The organism is Bifidobacterium sp. LH_419 (assembly GCF_056356955.1).
In genome coordinates, this window is the sequence record NZ_JBKEVG010000001.1 from 307,862 (window position 1) to 325,759 (window position 17,898).

Consider the following 17,898-nt stretch of genomic DNA (forward strand, 5'->3'; position numbering starts at 1 on the left):
CATATCGGCGGTGAACGGCCTTCGCCGTTCCCAACGCTTCGCCACTATACAAACGTTTGCCGCGCGCAACGCGGTACCGTAATCGACGTTGCTTATAGCGCGCGCCTCACGCGACACGCGAACCGACACGCGCCGCGTATCACGGCCTCGACGCCGGGACGCGCCGCCGCATGCTCACTGCATGCGGCGCAGGCGCGGCTCGGCGGAGTCCTTCGCGCCGGTGATGCGGTACACGTCGAACACGCCTTCGATCTTGCGCACGGCGGCGAGCAGGGTGTTGAGGTGCTGCGGGTCGGCCATCTCGAAGCTGAACTGGCTGGTGGCCACGCGGTCGGAGCCGGTGGAGATCGAGCCGGAGATGATGTTCACGCCGTGGTCGGAGAGCACGCGCGTCACGTCGGAGAGCAGGTTGCGCCGGTCGAGCGCCTCCACCTGGATCTTGACCATGAACACGCCCTTGGTGCTCGTCCATTCGACCTCGACGACGCGTTCGGGCTGGCGGCGCTGCAGGTCGATCATGTTCTGGCAGTCGGTGCGGTGCACGGACACGCCCTGGTTGCGCGTGATGAAGCCGATGATCTTGTCGCCGGGCACGGGCATGCAGCAACGGGCGAGCTTGACCCACACGTCGCCGACGCCCTTGACGGACACGCCGGAGCTGCTGTTCGTCTTCTGACGCGTCTCGACGGGCTTGAGCGGCAGGACCTCCTGTTCGATCTCCTCGTCGACCTCGTCGGCGCCCGCGTCCTTGACGAGATGCGAGATGACGTTCTGCGTGGAGATCTGGCCGTCGCCGATGGCGGCGAACAGGCCGTCCGCGTTCGGGAAGTTGAGTTCGTCGGCCACGCCGATCAGCGCCTCGGGCGTGAGCAGCGTGTTGATGGGCAGGCTGCGCTTGCGCATGGCGCGGGTCAGTTCGTCGCGGCCCTCCTCGATCGCCTCGGAGCGGCGCTCCTTGGAGAACCACTGGCGAATCTTGTTGCGCGCCTTCGGGCTCTTCGCGAAGCTCAGCCAGTCGCGCGACGGGCCGGCCGTGTCCGACTTGGAGGTGAGGATCTCGACGGTGTCGCCGTTCTCGAGCTTCGTGTCGAGCGGGACGAGACGCCCGTTGACGCGCGCGCCCATCGTGCGGTGGCCGACCTCGGTGTGCACCGCGTAGGCGAAGTCGATGGGGGTGGCGGCCGCCGGCAGGGAGATGATCTTGCCCTTCGGCGTGAACACGTACACCTCGGCCGAGCCGAGGTCCTCCTTGAGCGAGCCGAGGAACTCGTTGGAGTCGGGGGTCTCGCTGGTCCAGTCGGCGAGCTGCTGAATCCACTTGAGGTTGTCGGCCTCGCTCAGCTCCTGGTTCTCGGAACCCTCGCGCTTGCGGTCGGACTTGTCGGGCGAGCTCAGCGCGCGGCCGGCCTGGCCGTTCTCCTTGTACTTCCAGTGCGCGGCGATGCCGAATTCGGCGCGCCGGTGCATGTCCCACGTGCGGATCTGGATCTCGACGGGCTTGCCGCCGGGGCCGACCACCGTGGTGTGCAGCGACTGGTACATGTTGAGTTTCGGCATCGCGATGTAGTCCTTGAACCGGCCGGGCACCGGGTTCCACCGCGCGTGCACGGCGCCGAGCGCCGCATAGCAGTCCTGGATCGAGTCAACGATGATGCGCACGCCCACCAGGTCGTAGATGTTGGCGAAATCGTGGCCGCGCACGATCATCTTCTGGTAGATGGAGAAGTAGTCCTTCGGGCGCCCGGTCACGTACGCCTTGATGTGCTGCTCGTCGAGGTCCTCGTTGATCTCGGCGAGAATCTGCTTGAGGTACACATCGCGCTGCCCGGCGCGGCGGGCGACGAGCACGACGATCTCGTTGTAGATCTTCGGATAGATGACCTTGAAGCTCAGCTCCTCAAGCTCGGTCTTGATGGCGTTCATGCCGAGGCGGTTGGCGAGAGGCGCGTACACGTCGAGCGTCTCGTGCGCCTTCTTCACGGCGCTGGAGGTCTTCACGTAGCGCCAGGTGCGCGCGTTGTGCACGCGGTCGGCGAGCTTGACGACGAGCACGCGCACGTCGCGGCTCATCGCGACGACCATCTTGCGGATGGTCTCGGCCTGCGCCGAGTCGCCGTATTCCATCTTCGAAAGCTTGGTGACGCCGTCCACGAGGCCGGTGACGGTGTCACCGAACTCGGCACGGCACTGGTCGAGCGTGTAGTCGGTGTCCTCCACCGTGTCGTGCAGCAGGCCGGCGGCCACGACGAGCGGTCCCATGCCGAGGTCGGCGAGGATCTGCGCGACGGCGAGCGGGTGGATGATGTACGGTTCGCCCGACTTGCGCCGTTGCGCGGAATGCTGGATCACGGCGCGGCGGTACGCGCGTTCGAAGATGGTCAAATCCTCGCCGGGATGGTGCACGCGGCACGCCTGCATGATCGGCAACAGCGGATTGATCGGATCGGTGCTGACCTCGCATCCCAGTTTGCGTGCGGAATCGAATTCCATATCGTCGCCCGCCATGGCGCACCTCCCTCGCTCGTATGGATTTCCATCCTAACGCGTCTTCCACGCGTCCGACGCGTTTATCCTACCGCGTATCAGGCGACTCCCGTGGAGCCGAAGCCCCGTTCCGCGCGGTCGGATCCCGGCAGCGTCTCGGCGGGGACGAACCTCGCCTCGACGTAGCGCTGGATGACGAGCTGCGCGATGCGGTCGCCGACCTCGAAGCGCGCGGTGCGCTCCGGGTCCAGGTTGATGAGCGGCACCTTGATCTCGCCGCGGTAGCCGGCGTCGATGGTGCCGGGCGCGTTGAGCACGGTCACGCCCTGCTTGGCGGCGAGACCGGAGCGCGGATGCACGAGTCCCACGTAGCCTGCGGGCAGCGCGATGGCCACGCCGGTCGGCACGAGGGCCCGCTGGAACGGCTTCAGCTCGAACGCCTCGGCGGCGCGCAGGTCGGCGCCGGCGTCGCCCGCGTGGGCGTAGAACAGTCGGGCGAGTTCGGCCGGTTGGTCCGGATCGACGGCCTTGACGAGAACCTCGGTGTTCTCGGGTTCGTTGTACGCGGGATCGAAGGTCATCAGGCGGCGCACTCCTGGCACACGGGCTGGCCGTCGTCGGTCATGTAGGCGAGCTGGCTGCGGTGCTTGACGAGGAAGCACTCGGAGCAGATGAACTCGTCGCCCTGCATCGGGATGACCGTCACGGAGGAGTCCTCGTTGCTCAGGTCGGCGCCCGGCAGCTCGTAGTCCTCGGCAATGGCGTTCTCGTCGTCGTCGATGTCGCTCGATGAGTTCTGCGAGCCCTTTCCGAGAGCCTGCAGCGATTCCTCGTCCTCATCCTTGTTGCGGGGGGAATCATAATCCTGAGCCATCGCGATCCTTTCGTAGCACGGGGCCCACCGTGCCGGCGGGGCCCGAAGACTGGTTTACTCGCCCATAGAATACACGATTTCAAATACTCGTAAAGTTCGACACGTGGGGCATACTGTATTGTGATACAAGTTTTTGAGGAAAGTGGTGCGCGCATGCCTGACAATTCGCCTCGGGGGGCCCGTCTCGACCATGTCTCCGACGCCGGCGACCTGGTGTTCGAGGCGGGTGGTGAGCGTTTCGTCGTCACCGTGGACGACGCGTTGGAGCGGGCCCTGCTCGAGGCCAAGCAGATCCGTTCGGAGTCGATGAAGCGCCGCCAGCCGCACACGATGGACACGCTGCCGATCTCGCAGATCCAGCAGCTGATCCGCGCCGGCGCCGACCCGGCGAAGGTGGCCGCCCACTACGGTCTGGCCGAGGCGCTGGTGCGCCGTTTCTCCGCCTCGGTGCAGACGGAGAAGCAGTACGCGATCGAGCAGTTCAAGCGCGTGCCCGCGCCGAAGGGCTCCCGTCTGCGCACGATCGAGGAGATCATCGACATGACGCTGCTGGCGGCGCGCGTCGACCGGGACACGCTCACGTGGTCGGCGACCCGCCGCCATCATGAGCCGTGGCACATCGTCGCGCGGTTCATGTCCGCCGGGCGCAAAGTGCATGCCGAATGGACGTGGGACATGCACGACAATTCCATCGTCTGCCTCAACGCCGCGGCACGCAAGCTGATCGGCGAGCAGAGCCTCGGCGTCGGCCCGGAGCCGGCCGCCTCCGCCGCGGCGAGCGGCGTCGCTGGCGCGCCGGCGGTCACGCGGCAGCCCAGTCCGCGGCCGGCCGCGCCGGAAGCGGGCCACGGGGCCGCCGCGCAGCCGGCCGCGGCTCCGGTTCCGGCGACGTCTCCCGACGGTCTTTCCGTCGCACCGCCGTCGCCTTCGCTGCCGGCGGTGCGCCCGGAAGCAGAGGAGTCCCCCGATTCCGCCGCGCAGCAGTCCGATTCCCCGATGGCCACGACCACGGACGACATCCCCGTGTTCCGCACGAACGCGGAACCGGCTCCGGCCCCCGACGCCGGCGCGGCGGACGGCCAGACGTCGCCGGCGGGGGCGTCCGACGATGCGGCGCGTTCCGTCAATGCCGCCGGCGAGGAGCGCCCGCGCACGGAACGCGCGGAGGCGGCGCGACGCCGTTCGGGCCGTTCCGCCGTGCCCAGCTGGGACGAGATCCTCTTCGGCGAGTGACGGCCGGTGGTCTTCGCCGCCGTCCGTCCGCGCGATGCATCCCCTGTCTTGTCGACGGCCGTCAGGCCATGTCGATGAGGCAGGGGATATCCATTTCCAGCATGGTCTGGGAGCCGTGCACGCTGGGCAGTCTGGTCGCCTTGTCCGACTGGGTGCGGCTGTCGACGAGCGTGACTTGGCCGGCGGCCTGCACGATCACGTCGCCGAGCATCGGTGCGACGCGCGCGTCGACCGGCCCGAACAAGCCGTCGGCGACGGCCTCGCGCTTCGTGCGGACCAGCGCCTTCTCCCCCAGTCGGTCGCGCCACCTCGCGGCGATGTCTTCCGGGTTCTCGTCCTGCTCGGCGTAGAGCATGAGGGCGCGCGGCTCGCCGCCCACCAGACGCACGCCCCGCGCGAGCTCCGGTTCGGCGGCGATGTCGATACGTTCGCGCCCGTCCGACATGACCATGCCGTGATCGGCGACGATGACGATGAGCGTGCCCTTCGGCGCCTCGCGGGCGAGCAGGGCGAGCTGCGCGTCGATGCGCTCGAACGCGCCGATCCACTGCTCGGAGTCCCAGCCGTGGTTGTGGCCGACCTTGTCGGCGTCGCGGATGTACAGATAGGACAATCCGGGTTCGCGGGCGGCCCGCGCGGCGGCGCGCACGCGGTCGCGCGGCGTCACGCCCGACACGTAGGTCCCGCCGCGCAGCGCCGCCTCGGTGAGCGGCGACCCCTTGAACTTGGCGAGGCCTGAACTGGTGACGGGCACGCATTCGGCGGCGAGGCGCTCGAACACGGTGGGCTCACGCTGCAGGTCGTGCGGGTCGACGATCGGGTCGGCCGGCTGCGCCGCGAACCGGCCGCCGGGGCCGGCGGGCTTGGGCGCGAGCGCGTCCTTGAACTGGATGAGCTGCATGAGACGCCCCGACGACGGTTCCAGCTGCGTGTAGCCGGCCATGCCGGTCATCCCCGGGCAGGTGCCGGTGCCGAACGTGGCCATCGCGGCGACGGTGGTGCTCGGCGCGCACGTGGAGATGGGCCGCTGGTTGGCGGTGTCGCGCATGAGCGCGCGCAGGTAGGGGGCATGGCCGAGGCGCATGGCGAGGTTCCAATAGCCGAGGCCGTCCACGAGCACGACGATCGCGGAACGCGCGTCGGGCAGGCCGATCGCGGTCTGGAGCGCCTTCGGATCCTGGTGCACGCGGGTGGGCGTCGGATGCCCGATTGCCGCGGAGACGGCCGGCAGCACGGAGGACAGGTGCAGCGCGCCTCCGCGGACGCCGGGCGCGACGGAGGTTCCGTCCTCCGGGTCGCTGGTCGCGCGACGGGTCGTCCGGCCGGACGACCAGTCCCCGTACCGGGCGGTGTCCGTCAACCGCAGCAGCTCTTCCATCTCAGGCGTCTCCACACTCATGCCTCCCCATAGTAGTAGTCCGCTGCGGTCGGCTGGCGTCGGTCCGGCGGCCGGGGCGGCATGATGGCGGCATGATAGTATGTTGCGGGTTTTCAATCGTCTTCAGGGAGTCCGTCACATGGCATCACACCGCAGGTCCGCAGCCGCCGCGTACGATCCGCGCACGGTGAAGGAGCACATCGTCGAAACGCCGTTGAACGAGGAGATGAGCAAGTCGTTCCTCGAATACGCGTATTCGGTGATCTACGCGCGTGCGCTGCCGGACGCGCGTGACGGCCTGAAGCCCGTGCAGCGGCGCATCATCTACCAGATGGGCCAGATGAACCTCACGCCGGACCGTCCGTACATGAAGTCGGCGCGCGTGGTCGGCGAGGTGATGGGCAAGCTGCACCCGCACGGCGACTCCGCGATCTACGAGGCGATGGTGCGCCTCGCCCAGCCGTTCGCGATGAGGCTCCCGCTCGTGGACGGCCACGGCAACTTCGGTTCGCTCGACGACGGCCCGGCCGCCTCGCGTTACACGGAGGCGCGTCTCGGTCCGGCGGCGCTGGCGATGAACGCCGACATCAACGAGGACACGGTCGACTTCACGCCGAACTACGACAACAAGCTCAAGGAGCCGACGGTGCTGCCGTCGGCCATCCCGAACCTGCTGGTCAACGGCGGCTCGGGCATCGCCGTGGGCATGGCGACGAACATGGCCACGCACAACCTCGGCGAGGTGGTCGCCGCGGCGAAGCATCTGATGGCGCATCCGGACGCGACGCTCGAGGAGCTCATGCACTACGTGCCCGGACCGGACTGGCCGGGCGGCGGCATCGTGATCGGCCGCGGCGGCATCCGCGAGGCGTACGAGACGGGCCGCGGCACGCTCACCACCCGTTCGAAGACGCACATCGAGAACGTGACCGCCCGCAAGAAGGCGATCGTCGTGACCGAACTGCCGTTCATGGTGGGCCCGGAGCGCGTGCTCGAGCGCATCTCGGAGGGCGTGAAGAGCCGCAAGCTGGAGGGCATCACCAGCGCCATCGACCTGACCGACCGTCATAACGGCACACGCATCGTCATCGAGATCAAGACCGGCTACGAGCCGAACGCGGTGCTCGCCCAGCTGTTCAAGCACACGCCGCTGCAGGACAACTTCACCATCAACAACGTGGCGCTGGTCGACGGCCGTCCGCACACGATGGGATTGAGGGAGCTGCTTCAGGTGTGGGTGGAGCATCGCCGCGTGGTGGTGCGCCGCCGTAGCGAGTTCCGCCGCAGGAAGGCGTTGGAGCGCCTGCACCTGGTGGAGGGCCTGCTGCTCGCCATGGTGGACATCGACGAGGTGATCCAGGTGATCCGCACCTCCGACGACGCGGACACGGCGAAGAACCGGCTGATGGCCGTGTTCGACCTGGACGAGGTGCAGGCGCAGTACATCCTCGACCTGCGTCTGCGCAGGCTCACGCGCATGAGCCGCATCGAACTGGAGGCGGAGCGCGACGACCTGAAGAAGCGCATCGAGGAGCTGGAGCGCATCCTCGCCTCGGCGACCGAACTGGACCGCGTCGTCGTGCGCGAGATGGACGAGACCGTCGCGAAGTACGGGACGCCGCGCCGCACCGTGCTGCTCGACGAGGGTCCGGACGGCTCGCTCGCGCCGGTCGTCGCGAAGGGCGACGATTCCTCCGTCTCGCGCGAAGCGCTGCAGGCGGCGCGCGACGCGGCCACCGTCTCGTCGGTCGCCGCCGACGTGGCCGCCGCCACGGCCGCCGCGAAGAAGGCGGGCGAGGAGGCCCCGGTCGCCTCGGCGCTGCAGATCGACGACGAGCCGTGCGTGGTGATGCTGAGCGCGACCGGTCTGATTGCGCGCACCACGCCGAGCGCGATGGATGTGTACGCCGCCCGGTCCGCTTCGGACAAGCGCGTGAAGGACGACCAGATCCGCGCGATCTTCCCGACGACCACGCGCTCCACGTTCGCCTTGGTCACGTCCGCGGGCCGTCTCGTGCTCGCGCACGCCGTGGACCTGCCCGCCCTGCCTGCCTCGGAGACGCTGGGCGTGTCCGGCGGCGTGAAGGCGGACGAGCTGATCGGCATGACCGAGAGCACGGACCCGGTGGACGGCGAGCATGTGGTCGCCGCGTTCGCGATGGAACCAGCCGAGGAGGGCGGCACGCTGCCGCCGCTCGCGATCGGCACGCGCGGCGGCGTCGTGAAGCGTTGGAACCGCGAGGCGCCGACCACGATGGACTCGTGGCAGGTCATCGACCTGAAGGACGGCGACGAGGTGCTGGCCGCCGCGCCCGCCGCGGACGAGGACCGCATCGTGTTCGTCGCGTCCGACGCGTCGCTGCTCACGTTCGAGGCGAAGAACGTGCGTCCGCAGGGTCGCACGGCCGGCGGCATGGCCGGCATCCGTCTGGCCGCGGGGGCGCGCGTGCTCGCATTCGCCGTGGTGCCCGCCGGCAAGGTCGCGTGGACGTATGAGGAGGGCGAGAACGGGCTGGCGTCCGCATCCGGTGCGGTGGTGCTCACCGTGGCCGGCGACGAGGAGGCGCTTCCCGGCACGGAGAACGGTTCGGCGAAGGTGACGCCGCTGGAGATGTATCCGACGAAGGGCCGTGCGACGGGCGGCGTGCGTTCGCAACGCTTCCTCAAGGGCCAGAACACGTTGATCGCCGCCTACGTGGGCGCGTATCCGCTCAACGCCTCCACCGATTCGGGTGCTCCGGTCGACCTGCCGAAGCCGGACATGCGCCGCGACGGTTCCGGCACCGACCTCGCCGCCGCCATCGCCTTCGTCGGCTGATTCGGGACGGCATCGCCTCCCTCTGACGAGGGAGGTGGCCGCCAACGGCGGACGGAGGGAGAGAAGACGGCGGCCGTAGGCCATCTCTCCCCCAGTCGGCTACGCCGACAGCCCCCTCGTCAGAGGGGGCCACGTCACGGCGCGCCCCGGGGTTTGCCAAACGTTCATCCGACACACTTCACCCAAACTTGTTTCCGCATTGGAAAGTGATATTGTTTTCCATAACGGAAAGAGGTTTGGGCGTTCGTCATACCCGCTCGGATACGGCGCGCCGCTTCGACCTCCCGTCCCGCATCGCCGTTTGCACGAAGGAGGTCATCATGACGGAACCGAATGGCGAGAAGAACGACCGCATCGACGAAACGGCCATGTCCGGCATAACGCGGACGGAGCACATCGCGGCCACCGGCACGCCGCCGGACGTCATGGATGCGATGGCGTCGCTCGACGCATTGGATCTGGACCGCAACAACGTCGCGAATCGATTGGATGCAGGCACAAGGATTCCGAACACGATGATCGGAGGCATCCTCGGACTGGCGAACGCCGGACTGTACTGGTTCATCGGATGGGCGCTGCTCGCCGGGCACGGCGAGTTCACCATCATCGACGTGTGGATCTACGCCATCGTCGCCATACTGATCGTAGGCGGCTATGCGGCGCTGATGGCCCGCGCGCAACGCGTCACCGGCATCGGCATGTGGAACCGCCGGCAGCTCTCCCCAGCCCCGCATGCGCTGCGGGATGGCGGGTACCGCACGGCGTTCATCGTCTTCACCACATGCAGCTGCGTGGCCGTGCCGGTCGGCATGCTGTTACTCGGCCTGTTCTGCGCACCCTGGTGGCCCGCCCTGATCGGCATCCCCCTGTGCGCGCTGCTGTCCGCCGTGACCTACTTGCGGTATTTCGACGAATACATACGGCTGATGCGTGGGCCGCGCCCCACCGGAACGGGTTCACGCGAATCGGAGGCGCGTCATGACCGCGTCTGAACCGCATGACGCGAACGCCCCGGAACCGGTGTTCAACGAGGTCATCCATGCGCCGGTGCGCCTGCGCATCTGCGGACTGCTCGACACCTACGGCACGGTCCGGTTCGACACGTTGCGCGACACGATCGGCGTGAGCGACGCCACCTGTTCGAAGCATCTGAAGACGCTCGCCGACCACGGTTACGTCACGCTCGACAAGCGCGCCGGAGACGGCGGCAAGGCGTACAAGGTCACGTGGGTGAAGCTCACCACGGAGGGCGAGGCCGCGTTCCATTCCCATGTCGCCGCCCTCCGCGCCATCGTCGCAGGACGATAGCGGCTATTAATCGGCCTCCCTCTGACGCGACGAGGGAGGTGTCCGCCGAAGGCGGCCGGAGGGAGAGAAGACGAATGGCCGTCTCTCCCCCAGTCGGCTACGCCGACAGCCCCCTCGTCAGAGGGGGCCGATTCCCACGTCCTTCATCATCGGGCCCTTGCGTGAGCCTGCCCGAAATCCACTCTCACTTCATCATCGAGGCGCATATGCACGCGGTGTTCTATAGGAATCTCATCCAGTTGCGGCACGATCCGGCGAAACTGCTCGTCATCGGCCTCACCGTCATCGGTTCGGCGACGATCATCGCGCTCATCGCCGGAACGGATCTGACGACGAGACTCGCATCGCCGTTGTACCGGTGCGCGTTCGCCATCATCGGCGTGGGACTCGCACCGTTGACCGTGGACGCGTTCCGTGACGACGCAGCGGAAGGCGTCATCGCGGCGGCGCGTGCGAGCGGCCAAGCGCGGTGGCGGTACCCCGTGGCGCAACTCGTCACCGCGCTGCTGCCGCCCGCCGTACTGTCGCTGCTGCTCGCGACCGTCCCGACGTCGCTCATCCCGTCGCTGCGCCCGCTCGCCGAAGGCGGGCAGGGCATGGCGGCGGCGCTCACGCCGCTGCCGATCGTCGCCGCGACATACCTGTACCAACTCGTCTCCCACGGAAAGGCGATATTCATGACCACGAACACACTCGGCCACGCTATCGCGGACGGCGCATCGGACGCCGCCGTTCCCACCGCTCCCCTCGCCATCCGCGTGCGGGACCTGACGTTCGGATACAAACGCAACAAGCCGGTGCTCGAACACGTCGATCTGGACGTGCCGGAAGGCCAGTCGCTCGGCATCCTCGGCTATAACGGCGCGGGCAAGACCACGCTGTTCTCGCTCGTCACCGGACTGCTGCGCCCATGGCGGGGTTCCGCTGCGATCAACGCGGACGTGTTCCATTCGATGCGCGACGTGTTCCAACTGACCGAATCCGGCAATCTCGCGATGAACATGACCATACGCGAGAACCTCAGGTTCCGCGCGATGCTCTACGCCACGAGCGGCGACCCACATCCGATCGACCTCGGACATCTCGACACGCTGCCGATGGTGCGCGCATTCGAACTGCAGGACCATCTCGACAAGAAAGCGAAGGAGCTGTCCACCGGACTGCGCAAACGCGCGGGGCTCATGGCGGGACTGCTGCTCGACCCGAAACTCATCCTGCTCGACGAGCCGACGAACGCGGTGGACCCGATCACCCGCCAGCTGCTCATCGACCTGATGCGGCAGCTCAAGGCGGACGGCCGCACGATTCTCACCATCACGCACGACCTCGACTACTGCCGCCAGGTGGCCGACCGCGTCGTCGTCCTCGACGACAAGCGGATCGTCAGGGATTGCATGGTCGCCGGTTTCGCCGACGAGGACGCGTTCCGGAATGCGGTGACGCTCGGACGCGAACGCGACCACGTCGACTTCGGACTGCACGCGAATCCGGCGGAGGGAAAGGAGGCACGATGAAGGCGATACTGTGGCGCGATTGGCGGATCTTCCGCACGTCACCATTCTGCTGGGGCACGTTCGCCCTGTTCCTCACGACGATGCTGCTGATGGTCGCGTTCCTGACGTCGACGCCGGGCGGCGGCAACGACGCCGGCATCTCCGACGGGCTGATGTTCGCGATCATATGCGCGCCGATGACCGGCTGGTCCGCCACGTACAGCACGCTGCACACGCTGGACGCCAACCGGTCGATGTTCTCCGAATCGGCCAACGCCGCCGGCGGCGAGCACGCGGGCGACGGCACCATGGAGCTGTTCCGCTGCTCCGGCAGGCCGATGCTCACGTATTGCCTGGCGAAAAGCCTGCTGCCGATGGCGGTCGCCGAAACGATGACGCTGCTGATTATGGCGTACCTCGCATGGTGCGGGCTGATGACGGCGCACGGCACCCTGCCGATCCCCGATGTGCTGTTCACGCTCGTCGCGCCGTTGACGACCGCCTTCGCGCTCGAGGAGATGCTGCTCGTCATCGGCGGCGGTGCCTTGGGGATGACCGTCGGCATGCTGGTGTCGCCGGTGCTGGTGACCGGGTTCGTCGGCCTGTGCCTGCGTCTGCCGCTTGGCGGCGCGCCGGCGTTGGCCGTGGGGTTCGGCCTGGCGATGGCCGCCCTCACCGTGGCGCTGGCACGCAGGCGCTACCCGGACACGCTGCGCCCGGTGCGGGAGTGACGCATCCGCTTGCGCCCCCCTTCAGGGGGAGCTGCGTGACGTTCCGCCATGACGTTCGTGGTATCTCCCGATTGCGCCCCCTTCAGGGGGAGCTGGCCCGCGAAGCGGGACTGAGGGGGCATCGGACAGCCACTCAGCCGCACCGACACCGCACCGACGCTACTACACTTGTGGCGCAGGAGGCGACAATCATGAAACTGCTTGTGGCGGTGGAAGGCGTGGCCCTGTCCCGCGCGATCACGGATACGCTCGAACGCGCCGGTCACGTCGTGACCACGGTGGAGCCGGCGTTGGCCGGCACGTTCGGTTCGGCGGTGACGGACGCGATGCGCGACGACGAGAACGCGCCGTTCGACGCGGTCATCGTCGACACGCCGCAGGCGCTCGCCACGGCGTCCTCCGTGACGCCGCACATCAGATCGTTGCTGCTGGCGACGACCTCATCGCCCGCGCCCGAGCACTCCCCCGACGCGACGCTGCGCATGCCGTTCTCCGACACGGAACTGCTCGCCTACGTGGAGATGCTGTCGCGCGAGTCGAACGGGCTCGGCGCACAATCGATGATCATCCGCGGCGATCTGACGCTGGACCTTGCGAACCGCAAAGCCTATTTCGCGAGCACGCACCGGCCGATGCCGCTCTCCCGTCTCGAATACGACGTGCTGGAGGCGTTGGTGAAGGCGAACGGGCGGTTCGTGGGCTTGGACGATCTGCAGCGCGGTCTCGGCCGGTACTTCGCCGGAGAGGATCTGATCCGCAATGCGCTGTACACGCTGGATAAGAAGCTGCGGCACGCGGGGCTCAACCTGAACCAGCATGGGGATTCGTTCCGCGTGATGTGAGGCGGGCGTGAGGTGGGCGTGACGCGACGCGATGTGCGCGTGACGCGGGGCGGTCCCGTCGCGCCCGCCTCACGTCACGTGAGGCGTCGATCACGCATCATGCGAGATAACGGTCACGCAGCGCGGCGAAGATGGCGGGCGTGCCTGCGAGCACGCCGGTCTCGAGCCGATGGCCGAGGTCATGGCCCTCCCAGTCGCCGACCATGCCGCCCGCCTCGGTGACGAGCAGTCGGCCGGCCGCGTAATCCCACAGCTTGATGTCCATCTCGAAGTAGGCGTCGGCGCGACCGCACGCCACATAGGCGAGGTCGAGCGCGGCGGAGCCGGTGCGGCGAATGTCGGCCGAGTCGACGAACACGCGGCGCATGATCTCGAAATTGCGTGCCGCGAGCTCGTGATGGTAGGGCGACGTGCCCACGTTGACGAGCGATTTCGCCATGTCGGTCTCGCCGGACACGTGGATGGGCCGGCCGTCGAGATAGGCGCCGTGGCCCGCTTCGGCGGTGAACGTCTCGCCGCTGAACGGCTGGTATACCACGGCTTTGATGGTTGCGTCGCCGTCGAGCAGGGCGAGCGAGATGGCGCTGTGACGGAAGTCGTGGATGAGGTTCGTGGTGCCGTCGATCGGGTCGAGCACCCAGGTGAGGCCGATGAAGTCCGTATGCTGTTCGCCGTTCTCCTCGCCGAGGAACGCGACGTGCGGCCAACGGTCGGCGAGCGCGGCCTTGAGGAAGGACTGCACGCCCGTGTCGACCTCGGTGACGAAGTCGGCCACGCCCTTGACCGTGATGCGTTCGCGCGCGTCGGCCGAGGAATCCGCGAGCACGTAGCGGCGCGCGGCCTCGTGTACCAGTTCGGTCATGCCGGCGATGGTGATGGGGGCCGTGGCGGTGGGGTCTGTGATGTCTGGTGACGTGCTGGTGCCGGTGTGCATGTCCGTGTCCATTAGTTCCACTCCTTGACGCTGTCCGCCCGCGGCGGATTCGGTACCGCAGGGTGTGCCTGATTCACAGTGTAGGGCCCTCAGGGCGAACGTGTATGGTGTCGGGGCGAATGTGCATGGTTTGGAGAGGAACGTGTACGGTTACGGAGTGGTTGTGTAGGATTTCGGGGCGAACGTGCATGATTCGGAGGCGAACGTGTACGACGCCCTCGTGAAGACCCGCGAATCATGCCGACGGATGTCCAGCAATAACGGCGGAATTCCAAGGATTTCAAGACAATACCCTGCCGCTCATTCGCCTCTCGACCAGTCTTCTTCAGCGGCATACCATGCAGGTTGCCCGATTCGAGGTACAGGAAGCCCCAGAAACCATACACGTTCATGCCAGAACCATGCACATCCGAGACTGAGCCATACACATTCGATGCCACAGAGCGCCCCGTCTCCAATGCTTCCGCGAATCCGCACCAGCAAAACGTCTGATAATCGCCTTCGACGCGCATGACGACCACGGGGGACGGGATACCACAATAAGCCGTATCGGCTCTTGTGGCGCCCCGTCTTGCGCCTATTGCAACGCCTTGACCTTGTCGAGCAACGTGCTATATGAGTCAGCGTCTTCGTAACGCACGTCGCCGGCGAGTTTCAGCTCGTTGAACAGGGTCTTCGCGCACGCGATTTTTCCGTTCTCCATTCCACGCAGGTCGAGACTGCTCAAATCGCCCTTGGTCTCGACCACGAAGAACAGGTGTTTGAGCCCGCTGTCTTCACGGAAGGCCACGGCCCAGTCGGGAGCGTAGTCGCCGACTGGTGTGGGGATGCGGAATCCGCGCGGTAGTTTCGCGTAGACGGCGACCTCGCCGGCGGTGTCGAGGCTTTCGGCGAATCGGCGTTCGACGCTGTCATGCGCGAACCCGTCTGGGAAGACCCAATCCTGCACGCATTTGCTGGCCCTGTAGGCGTCCTTCTCCTCACGTGCGGTGGTACCGGCGGTGAAGATGCTCGCATCATAGTCACCTTCGATGCGGTCATAGCAGATATGATCCACGATCATCGTGGCCTTCTGCCCGACGATGAGCCTGGCCGTTTTGGCGATGAACTGCTCGGGGTTGTCACGGAACATGCGGAATTTGTCACCGCGGATGCGTTTGAGGATGGCGGCCACGCAACGTCGTGTGATGGATGCGCCGTGTGCGATTTCTCCAAGCAGATCGTAGGTGACGCCGTTGGATGCGTCCACATTCAGGTCGACGGAGTCACTGCGGTCGCGCGTGAAATGCGTGCCGTCGGCGATCGCCTCGCGTGTGGCCTCGTGTTTCTGCATACCTCGCGTGACCGTGTAGGAAAGCTTGGCGACGACGAGTTTGTCGTTGATCTCCTTGACGGATTTCTCGATGAGCTCGTCATCGTCGAAGTGCACGGTGTACGCGTATTTGTGGTTGATGCGCTTCCAAAGCTCTTGGAATTCGCGTTTCTCCCAGTTCGCGTTCAGCGGGTTGCGGGTGATCTTCGCTTGCAGGGCGTTGCCGATGGCGACGGTCGTGGTGCCTTCGAGCACGCCGTCAAGCGTGTATCGGATGGCGTCGGCTTTGCCCCGTAATGTTTCGGGCAGTGTCGCGACGGCGCACTCGTTGAGTCGCACGTTGCGGTAGACGTCGGTGAGTTTGCCATCCCTGTCGATCAGACCGCATTGCACCAGCGTGAAGTAGATGTCGCTTGACTCCTTGGCTGTGAACGTGATGGTCCTCTCCCCCGCGTGCTCCGGTCCGAGTTTTTCGGCGGGCACGGCGACGTGTGTGAAGAACGCGTTGTCGATGCTGATCGTGCGCTCGCGCAGTTCGTTCCTCATGTCGCTCTGGAGGGATTGGGCGAACGTCTCGTAGCTTTCGGAGGCGATGATGGTGAGCAGGTTGACCTCCTGCACCTCGTCCTTACGAAGCACGTTCGAGTCCTGGCGCACGCCTTCCTTGTTGACGCACAGGCGCAGACCACGGCCGACCTCCTGCCGTTTGCCGGTTTCGGAGTCGGAATGTTTGAGCGTGCATATCTGGAACACGTTCGGATTGTCCCAGCCTTCACGCAGTGCGGAATGGCTGAAGATGAACCGGGTGGGTTCGTCGAAGCTCAGCAGGCGCTCTTTTATACGGCCTCCCTTGCGGATGGTGCGCACCAGATCGTCCTTCACCAGCGAGGAACGGTTGTCGATCATTCCATTAGCAGACATTTAGCAGACATAACGTCTCAGTGTAGCCGCCATCGCACGTCCGTCTTGCCCGACACGTGCCGGGTATTCCATCGGTCTCGCACGACGCTCCGGTAAAGTGAGATGAACTGGTTCGGATCGCGATGAGGAGACGAGGACGCCATGGTGGACAGTGCGGTGATGATGGTGCAGACTGCCGCGCCCACACTCGTCACCGCGCAAGACGTGAACGACCGGTTCGGGGACCCGCCCTCCTCCATCCGGTTCAACTGCCCGTACTGCAGGCGTCCACTCATCCCCGGAGCCATGGGCCCCAAGTATGATCACAAACGTCAGTCGGGCGCACGCGGCAAAGGCAACCGTCGCACGAAATCCCCGTATTTCAGTCATCTCAAAAACGACAAATGGGCGCAGCTCTGCGAACAATACCACCCGGATTCGGCCGTCGAGCAGGACGACAGGGTACCGTCACTGCTCATGTTCCTACGTCGTGACAAGCGTGGAGGCAATCGGTTCCACATCGAGTTCTCGCTACGCCGACGCGGGCTGCAACACATGCTGCGCAAGCTGACGGATACGGACGTCGTGACGGTCGACGGCGTCGACTACCCCATGCGCGAACTGCTTACGAAACGTTCGAACACCATCAGACTCCCGAAGCCCGAGCGTGATCCGGAGACGCGCATCGTCATTCCGAAACGGTGGCGACGCCATGTGGGGTGCCCGCAACCGCACGACGACCTGATGGTGTTCTCCAGCGCGTTCGGAGGCAACGGCGGACGCAGGCTGCCGGAACGTTCCGCATTGCAGACCGGCGTCGACTATTACATCATCGGAAGCGAACGACGTCTCAAGAATCTCGGCAGCTACTTCGACTTCACGAACAGCAGGGGCGTCGTCGACGATGGGCCGCTCCTCGTGTATGAGGTGCGCATCGGCGCCTCGTCGGCGCGTCTGGACAAAGCCAACAACTGGCTCGGCGCCTTCGGCTACTTCATATCGGACTACGACTGTTCGGCGCAGCTTTTGTGGCCGCCGTCCCTACGCTCCTGGGGCGTGGACGAACCATTGTTCCGATGGTCGACCCCCACGTATCGCGCGCCGTATCAGACCGGGGACGAACCGATGCCGGACCGTATCGTCTCGCAACGATTCCTGCCGAAGGATCCGCGGGCACGCGCCGTAGGGCTGCTCGGATTCGACAAGCCCGACATCACCGAAGAGAACGACTCCTACTGCGTGTTCTTCAAACCGACCAAGCGCATGCCATGGAGCACGGCGTATATCGGCCCCAACTATCCGGACGATCTGCATCCGTACGACGAATGGAGACAGACCGAAGATAAGAACGGTATCGAAGAAACGTCGGATGATTCCGCTGCGGATACGGGCGCGTCGGACACAATCGGCGCTCCCGACACGCCCGGCACGACCCCATCGAGGAATGACGTTCCCGGCGACGCCACCGGCACCTCTCCCCTGCCTCTGAGCGGCGGCGCCCGAATAGCTCGCCGACGGCTAGGCATCCCACAGCTCGCGCAACCGCACTCGCAAAGCACCGCCATCGCACAACTCAGGGAAAGGATGTAAT

14 protein-coding genes are annotated in these 17,898 nt (G+C 66.2%); 8 read left to right on the forward strand and 6 right to left on the reverse strand.

Annotated elements, in window-relative coordinates:
• Nucleotides 1-174: 174 nt before the first annotated feature.
• The 3 genes from AC1AYX_RS01565 to AC1AYX_RS01575 all read right to left on the reverse strand — a co-directional run bounded on the left by AC1AYX_RS01565 (nucleotide 175) and on the right by AC1AYX_RS01575 (nucleotide 3,358).
• The gene (locus AC1AYX_RS01565) at nucleotides 175-2,505 is read right to left on the reverse strand and encodes a RelA/SpoT family protein (protein ID WP_476501844.1); all 2,331 of its coding nucleotides are present in this window, start codon (nucleotides 2,503-2,505) and stop codon (nucleotides 175-177) included.
• A gap of 77 nt (nucleotides 2,506-2,582) precedes the next feature.
• Nucleotides 2,583-3,065 (reverse strand): dUTP diphosphatase, encoded by a 483-nt coding sequence (gene dut / locus AC1AYX_RS01570; protein ID WP_476501845.1) that lies wholly within the window; start codon nucleotides 3,063-3,065, stop codon nucleotides 2,583-2,585.
• The gene (locus AC1AYX_RS01575) at nucleotides 3,065-3,358 is read right to left on the reverse strand and encodes a DUF4193 domain-containing protein (protein ID WP_034530006.1); all 294 of its coding nucleotides are present in this window, start codon (nucleotides 3,356-3,358) and stop codon (nucleotides 3,065-3,067) included. Before AC1AYX_RS01575 ends, dut begins: the two co-directional genes overlap by 1 nt.
• 153 nt (nucleotides 3,359-3,511) lie before the next feature.
• Here AC1AYX_RS01575 and sepH point away from each other — a divergent pair, with 153 nt between their 5' ends.
• Nucleotides 3,512-4,591, forward strand: a complete 1,080-nt coding sequence (gene sepH / locus AC1AYX_RS01580; RefSeq protein WP_476501846.1) for a septation protein SepH — start codon at nucleotides 3,512-3,514, stop codon at nucleotides 4,589-4,591.
• Nucleotides 4,592-4,652: 61 nt separating this feature from the next.
• Here sepH and AC1AYX_RS01585 read toward each other — a convergent pair whose 3' ends face one another.
• Complete coding sequence (locus AC1AYX_RS01585; protein ID WP_476501847.1) at nucleotides 4,653-5,990, reverse strand: alkaline phosphatase family protein; 1,338 nt, start codon at nucleotides 5,988-5,990, stop codon at nucleotides 4,653-4,655.
• Between the two features lie 118 nt (nucleotides 5,991-6,108).
• On the opposite strand from AC1AYX_RS01585, the gene AC1AYX_RS01590 reads away from it, so the two are divergent.
• From AC1AYX_RS01590 to AC1AYX_RS01615, 6 genes are all read left to right on the forward strand, one after another.
• On the forward strand, nucleotides 6,109-8,787 hold the full coding sequence (locus AC1AYX_RS01590) for a DNA gyrase/topoisomerase IV subunit A (protein WP_476501848.1): 2,679 nt from the start codon (nucleotides 6,109-6,111) through the stop codon (nucleotides 8,785-8,787).
• 320 nt (nucleotides 8,788-9,107) lie between these two features.
• Nucleotides 9,108-9,779, forward strand: a complete 672-nt coding sequence (locus tag AC1AYX_RS01595) for a hypothetical protein (protein ID WP_476501849.1) — start codon at nucleotides 9,108-9,110, stop codon at nucleotides 9,777-9,779.
• Nucleotides 9,766-10,095 carry a transcriptional regulator gene (locus AC1AYX_RS01600; protein ID WP_476501850.1) on the forward strand — a complete coding sequence of 110 codons (330 nt, stop codon included), beginning with the start codon at nucleotides 9,766-9,768 and terminating at the stop codon, nucleotides 10,093-10,095. Before AC1AYX_RS01595 ends, AC1AYX_RS01600 begins: the two co-directional genes overlap by 14 nt.
• Before the next feature lie 161 nt (nucleotides 10,096-10,256).
• Complete coding sequence (locus AC1AYX_RS01605) at nucleotides 10,257-11,609, forward strand: ATP-binding cassette domain-containing protein (protein WP_476501851.1); 1,353 nt, start codon at nucleotides 10,257-10,259, stop codon at nucleotides 11,607-11,609.
• On the forward strand, nucleotides 11,606-12,319 hold the full coding sequence (locus AC1AYX_RS01610) for a hypothetical protein (RefSeq protein WP_476501852.1): 714 nt from the start codon (nucleotides 11,606-11,608) through the stop codon (nucleotides 12,317-12,319). The genes AC1AYX_RS01605 and AC1AYX_RS01610 overlap by 4 nt, the downstream gene beginning before the upstream one ends.
• A 191-nt stretch (nucleotides 12,320-12,510) precedes the next feature.
• The gene (locus AC1AYX_RS01615) at nucleotides 12,511-13,161 is read left to right on the forward strand and encodes a response regulator transcription factor (protein WP_476501853.1); all 651 of its coding nucleotides are present in this window, start codon (nucleotides 12,511-12,513) and stop codon (nucleotides 13,159-13,161) included.
• Between the two features lie 97 nt (nucleotides 13,162-13,258).
• Here the strand turns inward: AC1AYX_RS01615 and AC1AYX_RS01620 are convergent, their stop codons facing one another.
• Nucleotides 13,259-14,107, reverse strand: a complete 849-nt coding sequence (locus AC1AYX_RS01620; RefSeq protein WP_476501854.1) for an inositol monophosphatase family protein — start codon at nucleotides 14,105-14,107, stop codon at nucleotides 13,259-13,261.
• 565 nt (nucleotides 14,108-14,672) lie between these two features.
• Entirely contained in the window at nucleotides 14,673-16,328 is a 1,656-nt protein-coding gene (locus AC1AYX_RS01625; RefSeq protein ID WP_476501855.1) for a restriction endonuclease, read from the reverse strand.
• Between the two features lie 141 nt (nucleotides 16,329-16,469).
• Between AC1AYX_RS01625 and AC1AYX_RS01630 the strand changes: the two genes are divergently transcribed.
• On the forward strand, nucleotides 16,470-17,897 hold the full coding sequence (locus tag AC1AYX_RS01630) for a hypothetical protein (RefSeq protein WP_476501856.1): 1,428 nt from the start codon (nucleotides 16,470-16,472) through the stop codon (nucleotides 17,895-17,897).
• The last annotated feature ends 1 nt before the right edge of the window (nucleotide 17,898 follow it).